We start from the raw sequence: 17,930 nt of genomic DNA, 5'->3' as shown, positions 1-17,930 counted from the left end.
TGCAACCGGTAGATGTACAGTCATGGCCCTGCCACCTTGGCTGCCTAGACTTGCGCTTTTCGTCCACTTTGGTGCCTTGTTCCATGAAAATCGCGCAACTATCTCTGACCCTTGCCATGTCAGTCCTGCTGGCTGCCTGTCATTCATCGGATGACGATGTGAATGATCCGACACAGCCGCCGGTCGAGGAACCCGGCAACGGCGGGGAAAATCCCGGCAACGGCGGTGAAACACCGGAACCCGAGCCGAAGCCCGAACCGGAGCCTGCCGTTCTGCTGCAGGAGAGCTTTGCCGGCACGGCCTTGCCCGACGGCTGGAAGCAGAACAACGGCGCGAGCGGTGCTGCCTATGTCAAGGATGGTGCGCTGTTTGTCGATGGCCGTGGTGACAACTACACGGCAACGGCTGTCACGCTGCCCTTGCCGGCCACCCAGAATTTCCGTCTGGAGGCCGAATTCACGGTCACTGCCGCCAACAACAATTCGCGCTGGGTATCCTTTATGTACCGGGTGTCGGATACGGCGAACCTGGAACCGTACTACCAGGCGGCATTCCGCCAGAATGCCGCGGCCTCGAATGGTACGGAACTGGCCTATCGCAGCAACAATGCCTGGAACGTGACGCATACGGCGGCGTTCTCCGAAGCGCTGGATGCCGGCAAGACCTACAAGGTGGCTATCGAAGCCTACAATGGCCGAGTGCGCCAGTATCTCGATGGTGTGCTGCTGCACGATGCGGAAATCAGTGATGTCCGACCCGGCACCTTCGGTATCCAGGCCGCAGGCGCGGTGATCCGTGTCGAGGAAATCACCATCAAGGAACAACTCAAGGCGCTTCCCAGTATGGGCGATATCTATCCGACGCCGCAGGTGGAGAGCGGCGTGGTCATGGCGCCGACGTTGATTGCGGCCCATGATGCTGCGGGTGCCGAGCCTGGCGGCGCGGGCGGGGTGCTGCTTGCCCTGGATGCTTCCCTGAACCTGGCGAGCGCAGGTGGCCAGAGTGCGGGTACCCTGGCGCAATTGCTGGATCAAGGCCCGGCGGCACTGCCTGCATTGCGGATTGCCGACAAGCAGACGGTCGAGGCACTGGCGCTGGTCGCCACCGAGCGCAACCTGGTGGACCTCACGCTGATTTCTGGCGATGCCAGCCTGCTGTCCCTGGCGCGTGAGCACATTCCGATGGCGCGTACGGCGCTGGACCTGAGTCAATCGGCGCTGCGCAATACGCGCCAGGACCTGCTGGCAGTCGTGCAGCAGACCAACCGTTCCGGCAGCAAGATCGCCATCCTGCCTGAGCGCATGGTGGAACGCGATGCCGTTGCCTACCTGCAGCGCATGCTGATCACGCCGTGGGCCGTGTCGGAAAATACGACGCCGCAGCTGGCCGCGCAGATCCTGACGACGGGTATCAACGGCATCATCACGCCGGATGTCGACGTCTTCACGGCATTGCTGCAACGCTTCCCGGCCAACACTCTGCTGCGCAAGCCGCTGGTGGTCGGCCATCGTGGCGTTCCTTCGCAAGTGGACGAAAATACGCTGGAAGGCGCCGTGAAGGCTGTCGAATTGGGCGCTGATGCGGTCGAGTCGGATATCTACCTGACCACGGACAACCGCCTGGTCATCATCCACGATGACACGCTGGACCGCACGACAACCGGCACCGGTAGTGTGGAAAGCTACTCCCTGGCTGAATTGCAGGCCTTGCGCACCAAGCCCCAGGGCCTGGCGATTCCGACCCTCGACGAATTTTTCGAGGCCTTGCGCGGCAAGCCCGTGACGCAATTCGTTGAAATCAAGACGGCCAATCCGAACATCATTGCCCCGCTCAAGGCGTTGATCGAAAAGCATGGTGTTCAGGATCAGGTCATCGTGATCTCGTTCCACCAGGACCAGCTGCGCCGCATGCGCGACATCATGCCGGAAATGTCGGCAGGCCTGCTGACCAGCACGCCTGCCGGCTCCACCGCTGCGGTACTGCGCAGTATCCTGGCCGGTACGCAGGCCATGTCGTCCACTTTCAACCCCAGCTATGGCAACCTGAGCGGTGAGATCATGGAGGCGGCCAAGCATCGCGGCACGACCTTCTGGCCGTGGACTTTCCGTGATCAGGCCGTGGCTGAAAACTACTACCTTTACGGCACCAATGGCCTGACGACGGATTACGCGCAATGGTTCAGCGAGTATGCGGTGCAGGTGGCGCCGGTCTCGGCCGCCCCGGTGCTGGCGCAGAACACGCCGGCTGCGCTGGCGGTGGCGTTGCAGCTTCAGAATGGCAGGACTGCCTCCGCACAGAGTTCGTCCATGGTGGTGGTGGACAGTACGGCCAGCTACCGCGATGAAGCGGGGCAGCTGATCTTCACCAGTGCCGGTCAGGCGACGGTGCTGGTTGGCCATACCCAAAAGCTGGGCGGGGAGCGCCAGTACACGATCTTCTCCGAGCCGGTGGTCGTGACGGTGCAGTAAGGCTATCTGAAGGGAAATGAAAAGCGGCGCGGGGAGTCATCCACGCGCCGCTTTTTGCCTGACCACGGGCCTAAGCGCAAGCCTCGGCCTTCAGGCCGAGGTCAAGCGAGGCATTATCCATACGGCGCCGCAGGCGCCCCCGTATGGTGGCGGAGAAGCTCCGGCCCTCGGGCCGGAGTTCTTCACTGGCTGGGAGGTCAGTCGCGGAAGTTGTTGAACTGCAGCGGCAGTTCGACATCCGTGCCGCGCAGCAGGGCGATGGCTGCCTGCAGATCGTCACGTTTCTTGCCGGTAACGCGCAGCTTGTCGCCGGCAATCTGGGTTTCCACCTTGAGCTTGGCGCCCTTGATGGCGGCAATCAGTTTTTTGGAAACCGCTTGCTCTATCCCTTGCTTGACCGTGACTTTCTGGCGCGCACCGCCCAGGTTCTCGATCGGGTCGGCCACTTCCAGGCAGCGCGTGTCTATATTGCGCGCACTCATGCGGCCGCGCAGAATGTCACGCATCTGCCCTAGCTGGAATGCGCTGGGGGCCGACAGGTTGACCACGAATTCCTCCAGCTCGAAGGAGGCGGCCACGCCCTTGAAGTCGAAGCGGGTGGAAAGTTCGCGGTTGGCCTGGTCGACCGCATTGCGCAGTTCGTGCTTATCGACTTCGGAAACGACGTCAAAACTCGGCATTCCTATTCCTTCTGGTCTGCGGAGGGCGTGTTTTGCGGCATTTCGATCTTCACTTCCAGGATTTCGAAGCTATCCTGGCGTTCGACGTTGACCTTGATGTCGTCCGGATTGATGTTCACATACTTGGAAATCACCGCCAGCAACTCCTGTTGCAGCTGCGGCAGGTAATCAGGCGAATCGCGGCCGGAGCGTTCATGCGCCAGGATGATTTGCAGGCGCTCCTTGGCCACATTGGCCGTGGGCTTTTTCTGGCCCAGCAGGAAGGAGAGGAAAGACATGAGTTACTTCCCTCCGAACAGGCGCTTGAGCAGCCCGGGTTTTTCGTAGTCCGTGAAACGCAGGGGTTTGTCTTCGCCCAGGTAGCGGGCCACGACGTCCTTGTAGGCTTCCGACACGTCCTCGCCTTCCAGGTGAATGCTGGCGATACCCTGGTTGGAGGCCTGCAGCACGGCTTCGGATTCCGGAATGACACCGATCAGGCGGATGCGCAGGATATCCTCGATGTCCTGCAGCGACAGCATTTCACCTTCGGAAACACGCTTGGGGTTGTAGCGTGTGAGCAGCAGGAACTCGCGGACCGGTTCGTCGCCGTCGATGGCGCGCTTGGACTTGGCCGACAGAATGCCCAGGATGCGATCGGAGTCGCGCACCGAGGAAACTTCGGGGTTGGTCACCACCAACGCGTCATCGGCGAAGTAGGCGGCCATCAGCGCACCGGTTTCGATACCGGCAGGCGAATCGCAGACGATGTACTCGAAACCCATTTCCTTCAGTTCGTCCAGAACTTTGCCCACGCCTTCCAGCGTCAGGGCATCCTTGTCGCGGGTTTGCGAGGCGGGCAGGATGAAGAGGTTGTCGGTCTGCTTGTCCTTGATCAGCGCCTGCTTGAGCGTGGCATCGCCCTGGATGACGTTGACGAAGTCATAGACGACGCGGCGCTCGCAGCCCAGGATGAGGTCGAGGTTGCGCAGGCCGACGTCAAAGTCGATGACAACCGTCTTGTGGCCGCGCAGGGCCAGGCCTGAAGAAAAGCTGGCGCTGGTGGTGGTCTTGCCTACCCCGCCCTTGCCGGATGTCACCACAACGATGCGAGTCATGAATCAGGAACCTTCTGAGGAATGAATGGAAGTACAAGCCTGTATCGTAAAGCAAAAGTAACAAAAACCACTGCTTTCAGGCGTAAAGCGGTGTTACTGCGGCCACATTAGAGTGGCGAAACCGTCAGGGTTTCGCCATCCAGGCTGACGCTGGCAGGTTTGTTGTGCACATCGCTGGGCAGCTTTTCTTCCACGACACGGTAAATGCCGGCAATGGCGATGAGTTCCGGGTCCAGTTGCGTGGCGAAGATCCGGGCCTCGGTGTCGCCGCGCGCACCTGCCATGGCCTTGCCGCGCAGGGGGCCATAGACATGGATATTGCCGTCGGCAATGATTTCTGCGCCGCTGCTGACCATGCCGATGATGACGAGGTCGGCATGGCGGGCATAGACCCGTTGGCCGGAACGCAGCGGCCGGCGCAGCACCATGGCCGGCAAGCGCGAGGCCTGGGGTATGGCGGCACCGGCGCCGGTGGCGGGAGCTGGTGGTTCGCCGGCTTCGGCGGGGGCAGCCTTGCTGGCCACGACTTCGCCTTGCTGGTGCGGCACCGGCGCGGACGCCGCGTCGGCGGGTTCGATTGCAGCGGGGCGGGCGGCAGGCAGCGGCGACAGGTCCACCGGCACCAGGCCGGCGGCGCGCGCCGCGCCATGCTGGGCCTCATCGGCAATGAAGCCGATGGGAGGCAGACGATGCTCGCGCAGCGTTTCGGCCAGCGCTTGCCAGTCCAGCGGGGCGGCAATACCGCTGGCGTCGATCACCACGGGTTCGTTCTCGAACAGCGCGCCGACATCGGCCATGCGCTTTTCCAGGTCAGCCTTCAGCGTGTCGAGCGCGGCGTCGCGCAGCACTAGGCGCACGGCATAAAGAGTGGCGCTCTTGAAGTCCAGCGCGGAGTCAGGTTGCTTGGCGCTCATGCTTGTGCCCAGGAATCCCGCAGTGTGGTGATGCGATTGATGACGGGAGCATCCACGCGTGACAATTCGCGGTCTGCGGCGAAATAGCCCATGCGCTCGAACTGCCAGGCACGGCCAGGCTCGGCCTGCAGGCCGGGCTCCAGCCAACCGCGCACTACCTTGATTGAATCCGGGTTGAGGAAGTCCAGGAATTCCTTGTCGCCGGCATCGGGGAAGGCGTCGGAGAACAGGCGGTCGTACAGGCGGATCTCGGCAGGCACCGCATGGGCCGCGCTGACCCAGGTGATGTTGCCCTTGACCTTGACGCTGTCGGCGCCGGGGGTGCCGCTCTTGGTGTCAGGCAGGTACTCGGCGTGGACTTCCGTGATGTTGCCGTTGGCGTCCTTGCTGAAGCCCGTGCATTTCACGACATAGCCGTATTTCAGGCGCACCATGTTGCCGGGGAACAGGCGGAAGTATTTCTTCGGTGCTTCTTCGCGGAAATCGTCGCGTTCTATCCACAGTTCGCGGGAGAACGGGAAATGGCGCTGGCCGGCAGCCGGATCGTGCGGGTTGCGCGGGGCATGGCACGGTTCGGTCTGGCCTTCAGGGTAATTGGTGATGATCAGCTTGATCGGATCGAGCACCGCGACGGCGCGTTCTGCGACCGGATCGAGGTCGTCGCGCAGCGCTTGTTCCAGCAGGCTGTAGTCGATGCGCGAGTCGGCGCGTGCGACACCGATGCGTTCGCAGAACAGGCGGATGGCCGAGGGCGTATAGCCGCGGCGGCGCAGGCCGACCAGCGTAGGCATGCGGGGGTCGTCCCAGCCTTCCACCAGGCCGTCCTGCACCAGCTTGAGCAGCTTGCGCTTGCTGGTGACGACGTAGCTCAGGTTCAGGCGGGCGAATTCGTACTGGTGCGGCAATGGCTCGGCCAGTTGGCCGAGCTCCGCCAGGCGCGCCAGGATCCAGTCGTAGAACGGCCGCTGGTCTTCGAACTCCAGCGTGCAGATACTGTGCGTGATGCCTTCCAGCGCGTCTTCAACAGGGTGGGCCCACGTGTACATCGGGTAGATGCACCATTTGTCGCCTGTGCGATGGTGATGGGCATGGCGCACGCGATACAGCACGGGATCGCGCAGGTTGATATTGGGCGAGGCCATGTCGATGCGGGCACGCAGCACCAGGCTGCCGTCCGGATGTTTGCCGTCGCGCATTTCGCGCAGGCGTTGCAGCGATTCCGCCGCCGGGCGGTCGCGCCAGGGTGAATCGGTGCCGGGTTCGGTCAGCGAGCCCCGGTTGGCGCGGATTTCCTCGGCGCTTTGTTCGTCCACATAGGCGTAGCCGGCTTCGATCAGGGCTTCGGCAAAGCCATACATGTAATCGAAATAGTCGCTGGCGAAGTAAAGATGGTTTTCACCGCTCTCGGCCTGCCAGTCGAAGCCCAGCCAGTGGACGGTGTCCTTGATGGCATCGACGTACTCCTGGTTTTCCTTTTCAGGATTGGTATCGTCGAAACGCAGGTGGCAGACGCCGCCATAATCGCGCGCCAGGCCGAAATTCAGGCAGATGCTTTTGGCATGGCCGATGTGCAGGTAGCCGTTGGGCTCCGGCGGGAACCGGGTGCGGATGCGCGCGGGGTCCTGCTGGCCCTGGGCCTGCACGGAGGCAGGGCCGGGCGCGCCGGCCCAGAGCTTGCCGCGAAAGCGGTCTGCAGCCAGGTCGGACTCGATGATTTGACGGATAAAATTGGAAACCGGCGCTACCGGCGGAACTTGGCTCATAACGCAGTGAGATTCGCGCAAAAGAAGTCGAAACATCAATTTTGCCACGGCTGCGGGGACAGACTGTTATTCTCGCGAAATTGTCTGTTTTCCGGCAACGTCCGGGGACGCTGCCGGAAACGGGTGTATACGCAGCGGGGCAGGCGGGGGGCGGCCTCCTGGCAATGGCGCGCAGGCGCCAGCCGGAAGACCGCATCTATCCCTGACGATACGACAAAGACGCACGACTGACCATACGGCTGTTGTACATTCAGGCCCGTTGCACTGTTGAGGACTTGGACTTTCATCCATGACGGATTTCACTGCCCTGGCGCTGGCCCAGGTCCAGTTCCTGGGGGGGCTGGGATTCCATCAGGCCTTTCTGGCGCTGGCTGTGGCGCTGGCGTGGCTGCTTTGTGGCATGAAATGGCGGGCCCGGCAGGCAGCCGCCTGGATGCCTGCATATCGTTTCTGGGTGCGTTTCTTCGCCTTGGCGTGGGTACTGGCGTTCGCCTCGGGCCTGCCCGTGCTGTTCCAGGCCGGCAGCCTGTGGCCGGGGCTGGGCGAGCGTGTCGGCAATGTCGCCGGGCCCCTGCTGGCAGCCATTGTGCTGACGGTGTTCCTGTTCAAGACTTGTTTCCTGGGGGTGATGCTGTTCGGCCAGATGCGGGTATCGGCTCGTGTGCACGCGCTGAGCGTATTCATGACGGCCATGGGCCTGACGCTGACCCTGTTCTGGGAACTGGCCTTGCTGGCCTGGACCCACGCCCCGGTCGGTTCTACCTGGTTCAACGGCCAATATTATGTGGATGACTGGCGGACGCTGCTGTTCGACGGCCTGGCGCCGTGGATGATGCTGCGAGTTTTGGCTGGCGGCTTTTTTGCCGTCGCCTGTTTGATGACGGGCATTTCCGCCTGGCAGTCGCTACGGCGGGAATTGTCTGAGAGTGAAACGCGGGTGTGCCGCCTGGGTATCTGGATGGCGCTGGCCAGTCTGCTGGCCTGGGGCGCAGCCTTGCTGGCGCAGGTGCCTTTGCTCGCTGCCTGGCAGCCGGTGCAGTTGGCGGCGCTGGCCGGTCTGTGGGAGAGCGGCAGTGAGTCCGCCTTCCTGCTGTTCGCCTGGCCGGACCCGGCGGCGCAGGTCAATCTGGCCGAATGGCGCTTGGGCGTGGCCGGTTGGCCCTGGCTGGCGCAGCAGGACGAAGGCACCTGGGTGGGGCTGGACCAGGCGTCGGGCATGTTGCCGCCGGTGTCGGCCGTTTTTCTGGTGGCGCGGGTGCTGGGCTTGTTGATGCTGGTGGTCGTCCTGGCATTGATGCTGGCTTTGTGGATGGCGCAGCGGCGCGGCTGGCAGCGGATGTCGGCCTGGCCGGTGGGCTTGCGTCGCGTGCTGGCATGGTTGACGCTGGCGGGCCTGCTGATGCTGCTGCTTTCGCTGTGGCTGGGGGAAATGGGACGCTTGCCCTATTTCGTTCATGGCACCATCACTTTTGCCGAAGTCGGCAATAATCTGCCTGTCGCCGGGTTGGTGGCCAGCCTGGCAGCCTATGTCCTGGTGCTGGGGTTGGGAGTCTGGGGTTTTGCGCGCATGCTGTTCCAGGCCGCCCGTCATGGTGTCGTTCCGGTGCGCCGGGCCGGGGAGACGCTGCGATGATCATGGGGCTCGCCAATTCGCTGGGCATGCAGGTTCAGGATCCGGCATTCTGGTTGCCGCTGGCGTGCCTGGCCGTGCTGTGGGTGTTGTTGATCGCCGGCGCCATCCTGGACGGTTTCGATCTGGGCGTCGGGGTGCTGCTGCCGCTGGCGCCGCCGGCCGCCAGGCAGCAGTTGTGGATGCACCTGGGCGCCTGGCGCGATGCCAACGGCGCCTGGCTGCTGTTGGCTGCCGGTCTGTTTGCCAGCGCCTTTCCCGCCGCCTGGGGGCAGGTCATGGGGCGGCTGTACGCGCCGCTGACGCTGGTGTTGCTGGGCGGCATTCTGCGGTCGGTCTGCTTCGAGTTCCGCTACCGTGCGCGCCCTGCGGACCGCGAACGCTGGCTTAATGGCTTCTGGGTAGGTGCCGTCCTGAGCGCGCTGGGCCATGGCTGGGTCATGGGCCGCATCGCCACCGGCTACCAGGGGGGCGTGACCTATCTCCTTTTCGACCTGATGTGCGGCCTGTGCGCATTGGCGACCTATATCGTGCTGGCGGCCAGCTGGCTGTCGGCCAGGCTGCACGGCGGCCTGCAGCAGCGTGCCGTGAATTGGGCCAGGCGCATGATTCCCTGGAGCGCCACCGGCATGTTGGCCGTCGCAATGACGCTGGGCCTGCTCAATGGCGGCGTGCTGCACCGCTGGAGCAATGGCGGCGATTGGCGCGGGGCGCTTGCCTTCTGGGGGGCGATGCTGCTTTGCATGATCGCGCTGGATTTCTCATTGACTCGCCGCCGGGGGCTTCGGCGCAGCTGGATGCCCTGCATCCTGACGCTGCTGCTGTTGTTTCTGATGCTGATTGGCGTGGCGTTCAGCCTGTTCCCCTATCTGATCCTGGACGAGGTCACGATCTGGGATGGCTCCGCCGATCCCGCTTCGCAGCGCCTGGCGCTTGCTGCTGCCGTGGTGGCAGTGCCGGTGCTGCTGGTGGTCAGTCTGATGAACTATCGGAGTCTGTTTGCTCGTCCGAAAGAGAGCGAGGAATACTGACACGCACGCGCAGGCCGCCGCTGGGCGCGTCGTCGAGTTTCAGCCTGCCGTGATGGGCGCGGGCGATGGTATCGGCCAGCGCCAGCCCCAGCCCGACGTTGCCGGTACGGGTACGGGCGTCATCCAGGCGCAGGAAGGGGCGCAAGGCTTCCTGGCGGCGTTCCATCGGAATGCCCGGACCGTGGTCGTCCAGAATGATGTACGCGTGCCGGGCGTCGGCCTGCAGCGTGATCCGTATCGGCGGTTTGCCGTGATGCATGGCGTTGCTGACCAGGTTGTCCAGCAGGCGGCGCAGCGCACTATCGTCCAGCCTTAGCCGGACTGGCGCATTCAAGGGGTCGTGCAAGGTGATGTCCAGCCCGCTGTTCTGCCAGTGCTGTGTGTACTCCTGCAGCCAGTTGCGGATATCCAGGGACATGGGCCGGTAGGCGGTCGGGTCGCTGCCCCGGACGAAATCGAGGAACTGGCCCACCATATGTTGCATATCGTGCAGATCCTTGCGCATGCCTTCGCAGAAGGTTGTGTCGCTGGACATTTCGATACGCAGCCACATGCGTGAAAGTGGGCCCTTCAGGTCGTGCGGCAGTCCGGCCAGCAAGGTGCGGCGCACAGCATCCGATTCGGCCAGAGCGTCCAGCATGGCATTGAAGCGTTCTCCGAGCAGCCGGGTTTCGTCCGGGCCGGAGGGTTCGACGCGGCTGGGCTTGCCTGCGGCCAGTTGGTCGGCAGCTTCCGCCAGGCGTGTCATGGGGCGCGAAATATGCCAGGAGAACCAGCCTGCAAGCATGAGGACGCCGCTGAGCGACAGCAGCCAGATGACGATGATATGCGCCGCCAGCGGCGGGTCCAGGCGGTCCAGCGGCACGACCAGCCAATCCGTATTGGTGCCGCTCTGAGAGGGAACCTGCGATAGGGAAATATAGAGCCTGGCGGCTTGTCCCTGGCTGGCGGCTACCAGGGTGCCGTCGCCCAGGCTGGCGTTGACTCGCTCGACGAAGGCTTCCAGCTGCGGCGAAGCATTGACCGTGCGCGACAGAGTGCCGGGCATGCCTGCTTGTGGATGCAACTGGACGTCGGCCGGCAACTGGCGGTTCCACAGATACCATTGGCCGTGTGAGGCGCGGTGCACGAAATCGGCACGTTCGTCGGGCGGGATATGGGTGACGGCCGCCTGCAGCGTATGCAGGGCAGTGATGATCAGGTCGTACTTGACGGGATCGACATAGCGTTCCTGGTAACGGTCGATCATGATCATGGTGACCGTGTGGGAAAACAACACTGCGCCAAGCACGAGAAAGGCGACCCGTGCGCGCAGCGAACGGGGGAAGAGATAACGGCAGACCAGGCTGCGGAAACGGCTCATTGCAGGATTCAGGGAGCGAAGCGGTAGCCGATGCCCCAGACGGTCTGGATCCAGCGCGGTTGCTTGGGGTCTTCCTCTAGCACCCGGCGCAGGCGCAGAATGGCGATATCTATGGCGCGGTCGTTGCGTTCGCCGTCGTCATCGCGAGCCAGCGCCAGCAGTTTTTCCCGGCTCAGGGGCTTGCCGGGGTTATTGACGAAGGCTTCCAGCAGATTGATTTCACCGCCGGTCAGGTGCATGGGTTCGTTGTCGCGGAACAGTTGGCGCCGGATCGGGTCATAGGTGAAAGGCCCGAAGTTGACCGGGTTGGTGCGGTTCAGTGCGGACGGGCCGACTTTGCGCCGTAGCACGGCCTCGATGCGCGCCAGCAGTTCACGCGGGTCGAAGGGCTTGCCGAGGTAGTCGTCGGCGCCAGCCTCCAGGCCGCTGATGCGGTCCAGGGTTTCGTCGCGGGCGGTCAGGAGGATAATCGGAATGTCTTCTCCTTGCTCCCGCAACTGGCGGCAGGCCTGGGCGCCATCACCGCCCGGCAGCATGCGGTCCAGGACGATCAGGTCCGGGGAGTAGCGCGCGATGCGGGCCGGCAGATCGGTGGCATCGGGTGCCAGCAAGGTGTCGTAGCCATGGCGGTTCAGGTACTCGGCAAGAAGCTGGCGCAGGGCAGGGTCGTCATCGACGACCAGCAGTTTGCTGGGAAGTTTGTCCATGGCGTGCAGTCAAAGAGAATCAAGGATGCGAGCAGTGTCGCTTGCGCGGGCGTGGTGATCAAGATGTGGAAACGCTTTGAAATGTCCCGCACCCTGGGTGAGGCTCGGGAAAATGAGTATCCAGGCGGGTTTGCGGCGATGGCCGGAGCCACGGGACAGGCCAGAAAAATGAAGTGCTCCAGTGTGAAACAGAAATGGATGGTCTGGGCAAGCGGGTGCTTGCTGGCGGGCCTGGCCGGTATGACGCAAGCGGCCTGGGACGATGCGCGTGGCCTGGAACGCCTGTCGCCGGTACGGCTTTACGCCGTACCGGAACCCAAGCCGCTGGCCGCGCAGGCGCTGCCGCCGGAAGGCGAGCCGCTCGATGCGCCCGCCGATACGGCGCCCGGCACGCTGGATGTTTATGGCCTGACCTGGCAGCCGACCCCAAAGCCGCAGGCGCGCGGCAGTGCGCAGAACAGCGCGGCCAGCGGCGCGGGCGCCAACCGCCGGCAACTGGCCGGCCGCCTCGGCTTGCAGACCGAAGGCATGGCGCGCTGGATTTACCGGGGGTCGGAGGGGCCCGACGTGGCATTCGGCGTCCTGCCAGGCAGTGGGTTGAAGATCTCGGGTAGTGCGCCTATCGCCGGCGTGCGGTTGCAGAGCGGTGGCATGGAGGATGCCGCCTTGCTGGACAGCGGGGTTGTCGGCTATTCATCGGCGGTGGGCTGGCTGGATTATTCCCCCTGGACGGCGGGCACCGGTGCGGTCGAGTACGGCGTTTCGGCCGGACAGACGGCGGTGCGTTACGGCTGGCGGCCTGACCTGACACTTGAAGGTCAGGTGCAGACCGCTGCCAAAATGCGCAATGTCGGCCTGGGCGGGGTGTACTCCCTGGGAGAGTGGGGGCGCTTGAGGGCCGGTGCTGCTCACAGCCGTTACGAAAATGTCGAAGGGTCGCGCTATAACCTGGGCTATGTCGTGAGCCTCTACGACTGGCTGGAAGTGGGCTACCGAGCGGAATACGCCATGAGCGGCTACAGCGACCTGAGCCGGTATGCCTCCGGGCCGCTGTCGCAGGCGCGGGTGCAGGGCACCCTGGAAACCGGGGTGCCGCTGGCCGGCTGGGGAACGATCAGCGGTACCTACTCTGACGTACGCTACGGCAATACCACGGTGCAGCGCATGGGTATCGCTCACAGCCTGGCGCTGCGGCGCAATGTGCAGCTCAAATGGGAGGCCGATCGCGACATCGTGTCCGGTGATTATGGGATGCGCCTGAATCTCAGCCTGCCTGTCAATCTTCTCGGAGACTGACACGAATGTCACGCTGCCGGATTGCGGTACGATCCGGCAGGTAAAATGCTTGCATGTCTAATTCGAATCCTGCGCCAGGTCTGGCGCTTCCTCATCATGCCGAAGTCTGAGGCCCTGGAAATCCTGCGGCGGGTCTTCGGCTACGAGTCTTTCCGCGGCGAACAGCAGGATATCGTCGAGCACGTGATTGATGGCGGCGACGCCCTGGTGCTGATGCCCACTGGCGGCGGCAAGTCCATGTGCTACCAGATTCCCTCGCTGGTACGCGAAGGCACGGGCATCGTGGTTTCGCCGCTGATCGCGCTGATGCAGGACCAGGTGGATGCCCTGACCGAACTGGGCGTGAGCGCCGCCTACCTGAATTCCTCCCAGGATTGGCGTGAGGCCAGGGCGGTGGAACAGCGGTTCCTGGCGGGTGAACTGGATTTGCTCTACGTGGCGCCCGAACGCCTGCTGACCGAGCGCTGCCTGGACCTGCTGTCGCGTGGCCGGCTGGCGCTGTTCGCTATCGACGAGGCCCACTGCGTCAGCCAGTGGGGGCATGACTTCCGCCCGGAATACCTGGGCCTGTCGATGTTGCAGGAACGCTGGCCGCAGGTGCCGCGCATTGCCCTGACCGCCACCGCCACAGAGGAAACCCGGCGCGAGATCGCCCAGCGCCTGGCGCTGACTGACGCCCGGCATTTTGTTTCCAGCTTCGACCGTCCGAACATCCGCTACCGCATCGTCGAGAAAGACGATGTGCGGCGCCAGCTGTTGGCCATGATACGCGCCGAGCACGAGGGCGAAGCCGGCATCGTCTATTGCCTGTCACGCGCGCGAGTTGAGGAAACGGCGGACTTCCTGTGCCGCCAGGGCGTGCAGGCATTGCCCTACCACGCCGGGCTGAGCCAGGCCGTGCGCGCAGAAAATCAGTCGCGTTTCCTGCGCGAAGATGGCCTGGTCATGGTCGCCACCATCGCTTTCGGCATGGGCATAGACAAACCCGACGTGCGTTTCGTGGCGCATATCGACTTGCCCAAATCCATCGAGGGCTATTACCAGGAAACAGGCCGCGCTGGGCGCGACGGCATGCCGGCCTCGGCCTGGCTGGCCTATGGTCTGCAGGACGTGGTGCAGCAGCGCCGCATGCTGGAAGAATCCCCTGGAGATGAAACCTTCAAGCGGCGCCAGGGGGCCAACCTGGACGCCATGCTGTCACTGTGCGAAACCGTATCGTGCCGCCGGCAGCAGCTGCTGGCCTATTTCGGTCAGCGCATCGGGCCTTGCGGCAATTGCGATACCTGCCTGGAACCGCCGGAATCCTGGGACGGCACGGTGGCGGCGCAGAAGCTGCTGTCTACTATTTACCGGCTCTGGCGCGAGCGCGGCCAGCGCTATGGCGCCGGGCATATCATCGACATCCTGCGCGGCAAGCGCAGCGAGAAAATCACCCAGCAGCAGCATGACACGCTCAGCGTGTTCGGGGTGGGGGCGGATCTGTCGGACAAGGCCTGGCGTAGCATCATGCGGCAATTGCTGGCGCAGGGGTTGGTCATGACTGACGCCGACGGCTACGGTACGCTTGCGTTGACCGAGGCCAGCCGGGCCGTGCTCAAGGGCGAACGGCAACTGATGCTGCGGCGCGAAAGCGAAAAAGCGGCAAGATCCTCGCGTGCCAGCGCCAAGGCGCGTCCAGCGCTGCTGGACCTGCCGCCGGAAGCACTCAAGGTCTTCGAAGCCCTGCGTGCCTGGCGCGCAGAGATCGCCCGGCACCACGGGGTGCCGGCCTATGTCATCTTCCATGACGCCACGCTGCGGGAAATCGCGCTGCAGGCGCCGGAATCCCTGGAAGAGCTGGGCCAGATCAGCGGTGTGGGCAGCCGCAAGCTGGAAGCCTACGGCGAGGAAATCCTGCAGCGCGTACTGCAGCCGGTGCTGTAGCGCCGGCAGGTTCGTCCAGGTTGCGCCAGCGCGCCCAGGGTGCGCGGGGCGCGTTGGCGCAGGCTCAGTCGTCCGCCTGTTGCTGCAGGGCGGCGATGGCTTCGTCTTCGAGTACGGGCAGGAAGCCGCCACTTTCCGCATCACGCAGGAACAGCAGGCCGGTCGCGACGCCGAAATACGTGCCATGCAGCTTGAGCGTGCCGGCTTCCACCCGTGTGCGGATCGACGGGAAGGTCAGCAGGTTCTTCAGGCTGTGTTCGATGACGGCCAGTTCCAGCTTGCGCAGCGCGTGCGTACGATCGTCAGGCAGCGTGCCCAGCTGATCGGCGGTAGTGGCGATCTGCGACATCCATTTGCCTATGAAATTACCGGCAGTCAGGGGCTGGGCCCGGTCGTAGAACGAGGCGATGCCGCCGCAGGAGGCATGGCCGAGCACGACGATGTGCTTGACTTCCAGGCCTTCCACGGCGAACTCGATGGCGGCGCTGGTGCCGTGATAGGACTCGGAATCGGGTTCGTAAGGGGGAACCAGATTGGCAACGTTGCGGACGACGAACAGTTCGCCGGGGCCTGCATCGAAAATCACTTCCGGGGAGACCCGGGAATCACAGCAACCGATGACCAGAATTTCAGGGTGTTGTCCTTTCTCGGCCAGGTTCTTGTAGCGTTTGCGTTCACTGGGAAAGCGGCCGGAGAGGAAGGAACGATAGCCTTCGGTGAGGCGTGTGGGGAAATTTCGCATGGAAAGTATCGTGTGTGAAAGCCCTGCCATTGTAAAACGCGGCAGTCTTGAACGTACGTAACATTTCCAAATTCCGGAATTTCCCGGCAGGTACATGCCTGCGGGCAATGATGCGGGGCAGATGCCGTTCCACGGCGGTTCGCGCACGGCTTTGCCGCGTCGGCAGAGGAGGAGCAGAGGAACGGAACAGGTGATGCCGGCGGCATGCCCGGCAGGGGGGCTAGCGCGAGCCGACGACCAGAACTTCGGCGTCCTGGCGGCTGACGGTACGCATGCGGTGCGGCAGCGTGGCGTCGAAATACACGGCGTCACCGCTTTCCAGGCGCCAGACACGCGAGCCCACCATGAGTTCGACTGCGCCATGGATGACCAGCATGAATTCCTCGCCCTCATGGGGCTGGGCGGCTTGGCGGTCGGGAAATTCCCGAGGCGGTACAACCACTACGGGCTGCATGGAACGGATGCGGCGCTTGCCAGCCAGTGCCTGGTATTGGTAACCAAGCGAACTGCCGGTCCGTATCATGGGCTGGCGATCCGCCACACGGACCACGCTGACGATTTCATCCAGGCCTTCGGGGCCGGAGCCCAGCAGTTGGTCGCGCGTCAGGCCATAGGCATGCGCCAACTGCTCGATGGTGGTGTCTGAAGGATTGCTGAGGCCGCGTTCCAGCTTGGACAGGTAGCTGCGGGTCAGTGATGTACGCAGTGCCAGCGCTGCCAGAGAAAGCTGGTGCTGGCGGCGCAATGTGCGCAGCCGGAACGGCAGGTCGATCAGGGTATAGCGTGGGTCTTCACGGTGCCCGCCTGAGTGCTGGCCAGCGTCGGCTTGCCTGTCGGCGGTCGCCGCTGTGGCGCGGCGTGTGTCGGCGGGCGTATTTCTTGGAGCTGGCAAGGTATCAGAGCAGTTGCAGGCGCTTGGCGGCAGTTTCGGCCGCCGGCGTCGTGGGGTAGTCTTTGACGATGCGCTGCAGCGCCGCCTTGGCGCCGGCGCGATCGTTCAGTTCCACTTTGCTGCCGGCAATGACGAGCAGCGCATCCGGGGCGCGCTGGCTGCTGGGGAAGGTGTTGACCATGTCTTCCAGCAGCGTCACTGCGCCCTTGTAGTCCTTCTGTGCATAGCGGCTGCTGCCCTGATAGAACCGGGCGCTGGGAGCCAGCGAGCTGTCGGGATAAAGCACGACAAACGCGTTCAGGGCCTCGGAGGCTTCGCCGTACTGACCATTGCGGAACAGGTTGATGGCGCCGTCATAGGCAGCCTGTTCCTGCGGGTCGGCTGCACTGTCCTCGGTATTCGCGGCGGGCTTGGGTGCGCTTTGCTCCATGGCCTGTTGCGCCGAACGGGAGGCATGCTCGACCTGGTCGCGCAAACGCATCACTTCCAGCTGCAGGGCGTCGATCTGGTCGGCCAGCTGCAGCTGCGCGCGTTGGTTCTGCTCGGTCAGCTGCCGGACTTGCTGGCGCAGTTCCAGGATTGCGCGTCGCGCATCGTCATCAGCGAAGGCATGCGCCGTCAGCGGGGTGGCCAATATGGCCAGGATGCTGGCTGACAGCAGGTGCTTGCGCAGGGATGAAGTCGATACGGTCATGATCACGGTGCTCCTGGATCTGCGAGGCGCGCCACGAGGGCGCGCCGTTGGGCTTAGCGGCGATACTGGATATCGACGCGGCGGTTTTCAGCGTGGTCGGCTTCGGACGTGCCGGTGCTGCGCGGCTTTTCCTTGCCCAAGCTGATGGTTTCGATCTGGCCGTCGTTGACGCCCAGCAGCGTCATCATGCGGCGCACGGCTTCGGCACGGCGCTGGCCCAGGGCCAGGTTGTACTCGGCGCCGCCACGGACGTCGGTGTTGCCTTCCAGCACGACTTGCTGGTTGCCGTTGGCGCGCAGGTAGCCGGCGTGCGTTTCGATCAGTTCACGGTATTGCTCAGGCACAGCGTAGCTGTCGAACTCGAAGAACACCGAGCGTTGCTGGGCCAGCACGCTTTGCGGGTTGAACGGGTCCAGGATCTGGCCGGAGGCGTTGCCGCCGCCGATGGCGCCGGTGGACGAACCGGTCGAGCCCTGGTTTGCGCCGCTGTTGGCGGAATCATCGAGCGGTACGCTGCTGCAGGCGGCCAGCGCTGCACTCAGGGCCAGCAGGGAGGAAAATTTGACGAAGCGCGATCTCATGTTATTTCCTTAAATCAGATAGGGGAGATACACACGTTTGTAAGCATGGTGCCAGCAGGTTCTCCTGCCCGCATTGCCGCACGATCGGTTGGTCGTGTATTAGAGGCTGCGCGGACAGGCACTTCCTGTTGGCATGTTAGCCATGGCCA

The 17,930-nt window shown here is 63.7% G+C and carries 16 protein-coding genes; 5 read left to right on the top strand and 11 right to left on the bottom strand.

The genetic code is table 11. From position 1 onward, the window contains the following. Positions 1-158 precede the first annotated feature (158 nt). Positions 159-2,468 (top strand): glycerophosphodiester phosphodiesterase family protein, encoded by a 2,310-nt coding sequence (locus tag EV679_RS15330; RefSeq protein WP_165390067.1) that lies wholly within the window; start codon positions 159-161, stop codon positions 2,466-2,468. A 197-nt stretch (positions 2,469-2,665) separates the two neighbouring features. Here the strand turns inward: EV679_RS15330 and EV679_RS15325 are convergent, their stop codons facing one another. The 5 genes from EV679_RS15325 to EV679_RS15305 all read right to left on the bottom strand — a co-directional run bounded on the left by EV679_RS15325 (position 2,666) and on the right by EV679_RS15305 (position 6,922). Next, positions 2,666-3,148 carry a YajQ family cyclic di-GMP-binding protein gene (locus tag EV679_RS15325; protein WP_068374248.1) on the bottom strand — a complete coding sequence of 161 codons (483 nt, stop codon included), beginning with the start codon at positions 3,146-3,148 and terminating at the stop codon, positions 2,666-2,668. 2 nt (positions 3,149-3,150) lie between these two features. Beyond that, positions 3,151-3,426, bottom strand: a complete 276-nt coding sequence (gene minE, locus EV679_RS15320) for a cell division topological specificity factor MinE (protein ID WP_068374245.1) — start codon at positions 3,424-3,426, stop codon at positions 3,151-3,153. 3 nt (positions 3,427-3,429) lie between these two features. Next, a complete protein-coding gene (minD, locus tag EV679_RS15315) occupies positions 3,430-4,245 on the bottom strand; it encodes a septum site-determining protein MinD (protein ID WP_068374242.1) in 816 nt (271 codons plus the stop codon). 107 nt (positions 4,246-4,352) lie between these two features. Further along, positions 4,353-5,159, bottom strand: a complete 807-nt coding sequence (minC, locus tag EV679_RS15310; RefSeq protein ID WP_068374239.1) for a septum site-determining protein MinC — start codon at positions 5,157-5,159, stop codon at positions 4,353-4,355. Next, positions 5,156-6,922, bottom strand: a complete 1,767-nt coding sequence (locus EV679_RS15305) for a glutamine--tRNA ligase/YqeY domain fusion protein (RefSeq protein ID WP_130487675.1) — start codon at positions 6,920-6,922, stop codon at positions 5,156-5,158. Before EV679_RS15305 ends, minC begins: the two co-directional genes overlap by 4 nt. Before the next feature lie 289 nt (positions 6,923-7,211). Here EV679_RS15305 and EV679_RS15300 point away from each other — a divergent pair, with 289 nt between their 5' ends. Further along, the gene (locus EV679_RS15300; RefSeq protein ID WP_130487674.1) at positions 7,212-8,555 is read left to right on the top strand and encodes a cytochrome ubiquinol oxidase subunit I; all 1,344 of its coding nucleotides are present in this window, start codon (positions 7,212-7,214) and stop codon (positions 8,553-8,555) included. Further along, entirely contained in the window at positions 8,552-9,583 is a 1,032-nt protein-coding gene (locus EV679_RS15295; protein WP_068374231.1) for a cytochrome d ubiquinol oxidase subunit II, read from the top strand. Before EV679_RS15300 ends, EV679_RS15295 begins: the two co-directional genes overlap by 4 nt. Here the strand turns inward: EV679_RS15295 and EV679_RS15290 are convergent. Then, the gene (locus tag EV679_RS15290; RefSeq protein ID WP_130487673.1) at positions 9,525-10,946 is read right to left on the bottom strand and encodes an ATP-binding protein; all 1,422 of its coding nucleotides are present in this window, start codon (positions 10,944-10,946) and stop codon (positions 9,525-9,527) included. The genes EV679_RS15295 and EV679_RS15290 overlap by 59 nt on opposite strands. Positions 10,947-10,954: 8 nt before the next feature. Further along, entirely contained in the window at positions 10,955-11,653 is a 699-nt protein-coding gene (locus EV679_RS15285) for a response regulator (protein WP_068374226.1), read from the bottom strand. Positions 11,654-11,734: 81 nt separating this feature from the next. Here EV679_RS15285 and EV679_RS15280 point away from each other — a divergent pair, with 81 nt between their 5' ends. Next, a complete protein-coding gene (locus tag EV679_RS15280) occupies positions 11,735-12,949 on the top strand; it encodes a fimbria/pilus outer membrane usher protein (RefSeq protein ID WP_134838054.1) in 1,215 nt (404 codons plus the stop codon). Between the two features lie 96 nt (positions 12,950-13,045). Then, complete coding sequence (recQ, locus tag EV679_RS15275; protein WP_068374220.1) at positions 13,046-14,872, top strand: DNA helicase RecQ; 1,827 nt, start codon at positions 13,046-13,048, stop codon at positions 14,870-14,872. 64 nt (positions 14,873-14,936) lie between these two features. Here recQ and EV679_RS15270 read toward each other — a convergent pair whose 3' ends face one another. From EV679_RS15270 to EV679_RS15255, 4 genes are all read right to left on the bottom strand, one after another. Further along, positions 14,937-15,614: a carbonic anhydrase gene (locus EV679_RS15270; RefSeq protein ID WP_068374217.1), complete on the bottom strand. Its 678-nt coding sequence runs from the start codon at positions 15,612-15,614 to the stop codon at positions 14,937-14,939. Between the two features lie 220 nt (positions 15,615-15,834). Beyond that, complete coding sequence (locus EV679_RS15265; RefSeq protein ID WP_242611508.1) at positions 15,835-16,506, bottom strand: helix-turn-helix domain-containing protein; 672 nt, start codon at positions 16,504-16,506, stop codon at positions 15,835-15,837. 4 nt (positions 16,507-16,510) lie between these two features. Beyond that, positions 16,511-17,200 carry a tol-pal system protein YbgF gene (ybgF, locus tag EV679_RS15260; protein ID WP_068374214.1) on the bottom strand — a complete coding sequence of 230 codons (690 nt, stop codon included), beginning with the start codon at positions 17,198-17,200 and terminating at the stop codon, positions 16,511-16,513. A gap of 53 nt (positions 17,201-17,253) precedes the next feature. After that, the gene (locus EV679_RS15255) at positions 17,254-17,781 is read right to left on the bottom strand and encodes an OmpA family protein (RefSeq protein WP_068374211.1); all 528 of its coding nucleotides are present in this window, start codon (positions 17,779-17,781) and stop codon (positions 17,254-17,256) included. Positions 17,782-17,930 lie beyond the last annotated feature (149 nt).

This window comes from Kerstersia gyiorum, from assembly GCF_004216755.1.
In the GTDB taxonomy this organism is placed as follows: domain Bacteria; phylum Pseudomonadota; class Gammaproteobacteria; order Burkholderiales; family Burkholderiaceae_B; genus Kerstersia; species Kerstersia gyiorum.
Note: the sequence above shows the minus strand (reverse complement) of the source record. Positions and strands in the feature narration are given on the sequence as shown.